Origin of the sequence: Gottfriedia sp. NPDC056225 (assembly GCF_042267765.1) — a bacterium.
Taxonomy (GTDB): Bacteria; Bacillota; Bacilli; order Bacillales; family Bacillaceae_G; genus Gottfriedia.
The window spans coordinates 1-7,103 of record NZ_JBHJTJ010000092.1 but is presented as its reverse complement, the minus strand read 5'-3'; the positions used below and the strand labels follow the sequence as shown (position 1 = coordinate 7,103).

Below are 7,103 nucleotides of genomic sequence, written 5' to 3'. Positions count from 1 at the left end.
GGATTTTAATTTAGATTTTTATCCATTTCAGGTCATAATCCCATAAAAATAAAGCTTAATAAGGTTAATTTTCATTTCAAAATTCAAAAGAGTTTATATGCAACAACGTTTTCTTATTAGTGTATTATTCTTAATCGATCAAATGGATAAAAAACACCCTCAACCTTTCCGACAATTTCAGACTGCTTAATGTAGCCTAAACCATTTCGACTATCTTTACTATTTAAACGATTATCTCCCATTACTAAATATGAATGATCAGGAACTTTTACTTTATTAAATTGCAGATAATCTTTATACACATTTCGTAACTTACCGTTTAAATAATGTTCATTTATAGATTTTCCATTTACATAAAGTAAGCCGTTCATAATACTTACTATGTCATTTGGTCGTCCAATGATCCTTTTTACATAATACTTAGGATCATCTTGTTTTTTTATAATGACGACTTCACCTCTTTCAATTGAGGAAATATGAAAAGAAGCTTTGTTTACAAATAAATAATCATGATTATGTAACGTCGGTTGCATGGATGCACCCTCAACAATAAAGGGTGAAAATATATAAAGCTTTAATATAAAAGCGATGGTAAATGAATAAACTAAAATTTTAATAGATTGCCAAGCAGTATCTTTTTTTCTAGTTTTCAAGTTTTAGATCCCCTTTATCTTTTTAATAACCACAATTACTAAAATCAAATAATTTGATTTAAAATAATGAATAAAAAATAGCAAAGCTTACGCTTTTGCTTTGCTATTTTATTACTAATTAATCGATAAATTTAAACTTGTTTTTGCGCATTTTCAACGGCCTGTTCTCTTAGTCGGAATTTCTGGATTTTACCTGAAGCTGTCATAGGGTAAGCTTCCACAAACTCTATATATCTAGGAATTTTATGTTTCGAAATTTTCCCTTTACAATATGCACGTATATCTTTAGGCGTAATTTTTACACCTTCTCTTAAAATAATCCAGGCCATAACTTCTTCTCCGTATACGTGATCAGGTACTCCAACAACCTGGACATCTAACACATCTACATGAGTATATAAAAATTCTTCAATTTCACGCGGATAAATATTTTCTCCACCACGAATGATCATATCCTTCAACCTACCAGTAACTTTACAATAACCAGTTTCATCCATAATTGCTAAATCACCAGTATGTAGCCATCCGTCTTCATCGATTGCAGCTTTCGTTGCTTCTACATTTTTATAGTAGCCCTTCATTACATGATATCCTCTAGTGCAAAGTTCACCTTGAACACCTCGTGGTACTTCATTTGATGTACCTGGCTCAACGATTTTCACTTCAACATTTGGCAAAGCCTTTCCAACCGATTCAACACGTAATTCTATTGGATCATTTGTTCTAGTTTGTGTAATGACTGGAGAAGACTCTGTTTGGCCATAAGCAATCGTAATTTCTGTGATTCCCATTTTTTCGATAACTTCCTTCATGACTTCAATCGGACAGTTTGATCCTGCCATAATCCCAGTTCGCAATGTAGACAAATCATATTTAGTAAAATCAGGATCATTTAATTCAGCAATGAACATAGTAGGAACGCCATGTAATCCAGTACATTTTTCATCTTGTACTGTTTGAAGAACCCTTTTTGGACTAAAGTCTTGTACAGGTACCATCGTTGCACCAACAGTCATACAAGCCATCGTTCCTAAAACACAGCCAAAGCAATGGAAGAAAGGCACAGGTATACATAGACGGTCATCCTTTGTTAATTCCATGCAATTTGCAATGTTTAACCCATTATTTACGATATTCGAGTGTGTAAGCATTACACCCTTAGGGAAACCAGTAGTTCCTGAAGTATATTGCATATTTATAACATCATATGGACTCATTGATTCAATTCGCTTATCCAATTCCGCGTCAGAAGTATTTTTTGCAAAAGAAATCAGCTCATTCCAAGAGAATGTACCTGGATACTTTTTATCTCCAAGCACAATCACGTTGCGTAAAAAAGGTAATCGACTACTATGTAATTCTCCTGGTATAGAATCCTTTAACTCTGGAATAATTTCATAGAGCATATTTATATATGAAGAATCTTTATACTGATCCATTAAAATAATAGTCGTCGAATCTGATTGGTTTAGTAAATACTCAAGCTCAGCAGTCTGATAATTTGTGTTCACTGTAACGAGTACTCCACCCATTTTGCCAGTTGCAAATTGCGCTGTAAGCCATTCAGGCGTATTAGAGGACCAAATTGCAATATGATCACCTTTTTGAATTCTAAGACTCATCAAACCTTTAGCAATTTCTCTACAGTGGTTTTCAAACTGTTCATAATTCATCCTTAAACCTCTATCTGCATAGACAACAGCCTCATGAGTAGGATGTAATTTAGCTTTTTCTTCTAATAATTTCCCTATTGTAATCTCTAGTAAATTTGTCATCTGATCCTCCTTAATTGGTTTCCTTTAGCGAGAGCGGATATTAACTAATAAAATTAAACAACATAGTTAAGAATATTCTATATTTTTAGTTTTTTCCCTTTTAAAAATTCTGTTAATTAATCTTCACTTTATTTAATATATTTTTTTGCAAAAGAAAGGACTCCAATTTAATCAGAGTCCCTTTTTCTTTAAATATCATTTTTCCCCTCACCTTGAAACTCTCTACATCTAGATTAGTAAGTTGTGGTTTTCGAAACTTCTGCTTTTTTAGGTTCAGATACACGTGTTAAAAAGAACATTCCAATAACAAATAAAATAATTAGACTAAATACGCCCATATTCGAACGCCCTGTAATTTGAGCTGTCAAGGCGACTAATAGCGGCCCCATAACCGATGCAAATTTCCCGAAAATATTATAGAAGCCAAAAAACTCATTTGATTTTTCTTTAGGAACGAGTTTAGCGTAATAAGAACGACTTAAAGCCTGAATTCCACCTTGGGATGTAGCTACAAGCATGGCCAAAATCCAAAAGTCTAAAGTAGAGTTTAAAAAGTAAGCATAAATACAAACAATCATATAAATAATGATTCCTACATAAAGCATCATTTTACCAGTAAACCGATCTGCGAGCTTTCCATAAATAACGGCAAATGGAGCGGCAACAACCTGTGTGACAAGTAAAATAATTAATAGATTTGTTGAACTAATTCCAAGGTCAGTTCCATAAGCCGTTGACATCGTAATAATTGTTCCAACCCCATCTATATAGAAGAAATAGGCAAGTAAAAATAAAAATACAGCGCGATATTTTCGAATATTTTTAAAGGTTTTTCCTAACCTCTTAAAGCTATTTACTACAGGATTTTTTTCAGGTTCAATAAAATAAATTTGACGAACGTTTCGTAATAAAGGGATAGCAAAAATGCCCCACCAGGCTGCTGTAATGAAAAAAGCAATTTGACTTGCGAGAGTTGTTGAAATTGCAATAATCTCCTTTTGAGCTAATACGATGATCGCAATACTAATAATAAATGGAATTGTACTACCTATATACCCTAAACCAAAGCCTCGAGCGGAAACCTTATTCATCCGTTCTTCTGAAGTTATATCTACCAAAAAAGCGTCATAAAATACATTTGCGCCATTAAAGCCAATAGCTGTAATCGTATAACAAATCAATAGTAAGAGCGAGTGATCATTTGGAATAAAAGTAAGAAGTGCAGTAAAAGAAACCCCGAGAATAAAAAAGAAAGCAAAAAAGTTCTTTTTAAATCCTTTGTAGTCAGCGATTGTCCCGAGAATTGGAGATATCATAGCTAAAATAAAAGTAGATATTGCAATCGTATAACCTAAATAAGCAGTAGAATCAGAAGCACTTATTCCAGCCTTTGTAGCTGAAGCTTTATAAAAAAGAGGGAATACCGCAGTGCTAATAATAATTGAATACGCTGAATTAGCCCAATCATAGAACATCCAACTATTTTCTTGATTCGTAAAACTCTTCATGAGTTTTTTCCTCCCAATGATTAATAACTGCTTTTTTTATAAAATAGGCTTATTGATTAGATACTACTAATAGTTTATTTTTCCTCTACATTTAAATAGATAAAATTTTCTTTTTATTAATTGGACAAGTTGCCATCCCTTGTTTCTTGCCTATCTGGACACAAGACTATAAAAAAATCCACGACAACGTAAAAAAGACCTAGATTCTAATACATTAATTGCCATTTGTATGTTATCTTAGTTATATAACAATCCTTGGAGGTTAAGAGAAATGAAATCTACTTTAAACGATACTAAAAATGCGACACCACCATTTTCAAGGACCAATCCATTTCAAGCGAAGGTTCTAAAAAATATTAATTTAAATGGAACTGACTCAAACAAGGAAACAAGGCATATTGAGTTATCTTTACAAGGGTCAGGACTTACTTATGACCCAGGTTATGCACTTGGCGTGGTCCCATCAAATGATCCAGAACTAGTGGCACTTCTTATAAACGAAATGAAATGGGAAGAAGATGTAACTGTTACTGTTGGTAAGCAGGATGAAACACTATCTTTAAAAGAAGCGCTTACAAATTATTTTGAAATTACACTATTGTCTAAGAAAATTTTACAACAGGCAGCTGTATTCACAGAAAGCGAAGAACTTCAAAAACTTCTGTTAGTTGAAAATACAAATCAACTTAAAGAATATTGCTATGGTCGAGATTTACTTGATATGTTACGTGATTTTGGGCCATGGAAAGCATCTGCTCAAGAGATCGTTTCAATCTTAAGAAAAATGACTCCTCGTCTGTATTCAATTGCAAGCAGTATTGCTGCAAATCCAGATGAAGTTCATCTAACAATCGGTGCTGTACGCTACACTGCGCACGGACGCGATCGAAAAGGTGTTTGTTCTGTTTTATGTTCAGAGCGTGTTAACGAAGGAGATACACTTCCAGTCTATGTTCAAGCAAATAAACACTTCCACTTACCAGAGGCTGAAGACAAAGATATTATTATGGTAGGACCTGGAACTGGTATTGCACCATTCCGTTCTTTCATCCAGGAACGCGCAGTCAATAAAGTAAATGGCCGTTCATGGTTATTTTTCGGTGACCAGCATGAAGCATCCGATTTCCTTTATCAAAGCGAGTTAGAAACATATCAAAAAGATGGCGTTCTAACAAAACTCGATGCTGCATTCTCTCGTGATACAGATCAAAAAGTTTATGTTCAACATAAAATGCTTGAAAACAGCAAAGAATTATTCGAATGGATTGAAAAAGGTGCTTATTTCTACGTTTGTGGTGATAAAGAATATATGGCTAAAGACGTTAATGAAGCCCTTATTACGATTATCGAAAAAGAAGGAACGTTGACTCGCGATGAAGCAGAAGCTTATCTTAAAGATCTGCAAAAGCAAGGTCGTTATCTACGTGACGTGTATTAATATTTAGTAAACTTTAAATAAGTGAGAAAAACCCTTCGTCCAATTTGGTACGGAGGGCTTTTTTTTTATATAAGTGTGTTCAATGTAATCTATTTTTTTATCTTATAACTATTAATGCTTTAAGTTTTTTTAAGCTTCTTGTCTTTTTTTTAACTCATGAACACTTTATGAGTTAACTATTTTCTCCTTAATAAAAAAAGATGTCCCACAAAATCATTTGGGACATCTTCTTTTTCAATCTATTATATTTACAAATTACATTGCAACGTTATTATCACTTTCAACCACTTCTGGTTTAAACGCACGTTCCCACTTAGCAATGACAACTGCTGCTAATGAGTTACCAACAACGTTTACTGCAGTTCTAGCCATATCTAGAATACGGTCGATTCCGGCAATAAATGCTAGACCCTCAACTGGGATACCTGCTGTACCTAATGTTGCTAATAATACGACAAACGATACCCCCGGTACTCCTGCGATACCTTTTGAAGTAACCATTAATACTAACATTAGTGAAATTTGAGCAGTGATTGATAAATGAATACCGTACATTTGAGCGATGAAAATTGCAGCTAATGCTTGGTATAAAGTTGATCCATCAAGGTTGAATGAGTAACCTGTTGGAATTACGAATGAAGAAATTGATCTAGGCACACCAAATTTTTCAACTTTTTCCATAATTCTTGGTAAAACTGTTTCAGAGCTTGCTGTAGAGTATGCTAAGATCAGCTCATCTTTAATTAATTTAATAAATTTAAAAATATTAACGCCTACCATTTTGGCTACTAATCCTAATACTACAACGATGAAGAATGCCATTGTTAAATAGACAGTTATGATTAATTTTCCTAATGGTATTAATGATTCTAGTCCAAATTTTGAAACTGTTACACCAATTAATGCAAATACACCAAATGGAGCAAATTTCATTATTTGATTTGTAATATAAAACATTGTATCAGCTGTTCCTTGGAAGAATGCTAATACTGGCTTTCCTCTTTCTCCTACTGCTGTTATTCCAAGACCGAATAGTACTGAGAAAAAGATAATCGCTAACATATTCCCTTCAACAAAAGCTGAGAAAATATTTGGTGGAACAATATTTACAAATGTATCCGCAAAACCGTGACTCTTCACTTCTTTGGCTGTTTCAACATAAGTATTTATGTCTGTTTTGTGAAGAATACTCATATCGACACCAGCACCTGGTTTAACAATATTCGCTACTAATAAACCAATTAAAATCGCAACTGTTGTGATAATCTCAAAGTAAAGGATAGTTTTTCCGCCTAGGCGTCCAAGTTTTTTTGTGTCACCGACACTAGCAACACCAACAATGATACTTGATACAACGATTGGAATGACAATCATTTTAATTAATCTTAAAAAGATATCACCAATTGGTTGTAAGTAATCTGCAACTTTTGGATTCCCATAAAAAATTGCACCTACAATGATCCCGATTACAAGACCAATTAAAATTTGCCATGCTAAGCCAATTTTTTTCATAATAAAAGTCCCTCCTGTAGTAGAATGTTTGCCAAGTAGTTATACATTGATAAAAAATAACAAAACCATTTAAATAGATTAAATGGTTTTAAGCACTCTTGGCTTATTAAGATTTCGATGGAACTTTTATAAAACCCATCTATAAACTTTTTTGAGGATTCAATTCAAAATTGATCATCAAAAAAAGTATTAAAAAAATTATTTTTTTGAAAACATT

Annotated in this window: 5 protein-coding genes; 1 reads left to right on the top strand and 4 read right to left on the bottom strand. The window is 33.2% G+C overall.

Translation table 11 applies throughout. The annotated features are described in order from the left end of the window. Positions 1–116 precede the first annotated feature (116 nt). From lepB to ACFCYN_RS24560, 3 genes are all read right to left on the bottom strand, one after another. On the bottom strand, positions 117–653 hold the full coding sequence (gene lepB, locus ACFCYN_RS24570; protein ID WP_216854112.1) for a signal peptidase I: 537 nt from the start codon (positions 651–653) through the stop codon (positions 117–119). 131 nt (positions 654–784) lie between these two features. Then, positions 785–2,428 (bottom strand): AMP-binding protein, encoded by a 1,644-nt coding sequence (locus ACFCYN_RS24565; protein ID WP_375952599.1) that lies wholly within the window; start codon positions 2,426–2,428, stop codon positions 785–787. A 233-nt stretch (positions 2,429–2,661) separates the two neighbouring features. Then, positions 2,662–3,936 (bottom strand): MFS transporter, encoded by a 1,275-nt coding sequence (locus tag ACFCYN_RS24560; RefSeq protein ID WP_375952597.1) that lies wholly within the window; start codon positions 3,934–3,936, stop codon positions 2,662–2,664. A 271-nt stretch (positions 3,937–4,207) separates the two neighbouring features. Between ACFCYN_RS24560 and ACFCYN_RS24555 the strand changes: the two genes are divergently transcribed. Then, a complete protein-coding gene (locus ACFCYN_RS24555) occupies positions 4,208–5,374 on the top strand; it encodes a sulfite reductase subunit alpha (RefSeq protein ID WP_172444492.1) in 1,167 nt (388 codons plus the stop codon). Positions 5,375–5,629: 255 nt separating this feature from the next. Here ACFCYN_RS24555 and ACFCYN_RS24550 read toward each other — a convergent pair whose 3' ends face one another. Beyond that, positions 5,630–6,886, bottom strand: a complete 1,257-nt coding sequence (locus tag ACFCYN_RS24550) for a cation:dicarboxylate symporter family transporter (RefSeq protein WP_098120110.1) — start codon at positions 6,884–6,886, stop codon at positions 5,630–5,632. Between the last annotated feature and the right edge of the window lie 217 nt (positions 6,887–7,103).

What these genes read in the sequence shown, in the direction of transcription:
- ACFCYN_RS24565 (WP_375952599.1), bottom strand. Translation starts at nt 2,428, where the DNA reads ATGACAAATTTACTAGAGATTACAATAGGGAAATTATTAGAAGAAAAA.
- ACFCYN_RS24560 (WP_375952597.1), bottom strand. Translation starts at nt 3,936, where the DNA reads ATGAAGAGTTTTACGAATCAAGAAAATAGTTGGATGTTCTATGATTGG.
- ACFCYN_RS24555 (WP_172444492.1), top strand. Translation starts at nt 4,208, where the DNA reads ATGAAATCTACTTTAAACGATACTAAAAATGCGACACCACCATTTTCA.
- ACFCYN_RS24550 (WP_098120110.1), bottom strand. Translation starts at nt 6,886, where the DNA reads ATGAAAAAAATTGGCTTAGCATGGCAAATTTTAATTGGTCTTGTAATC.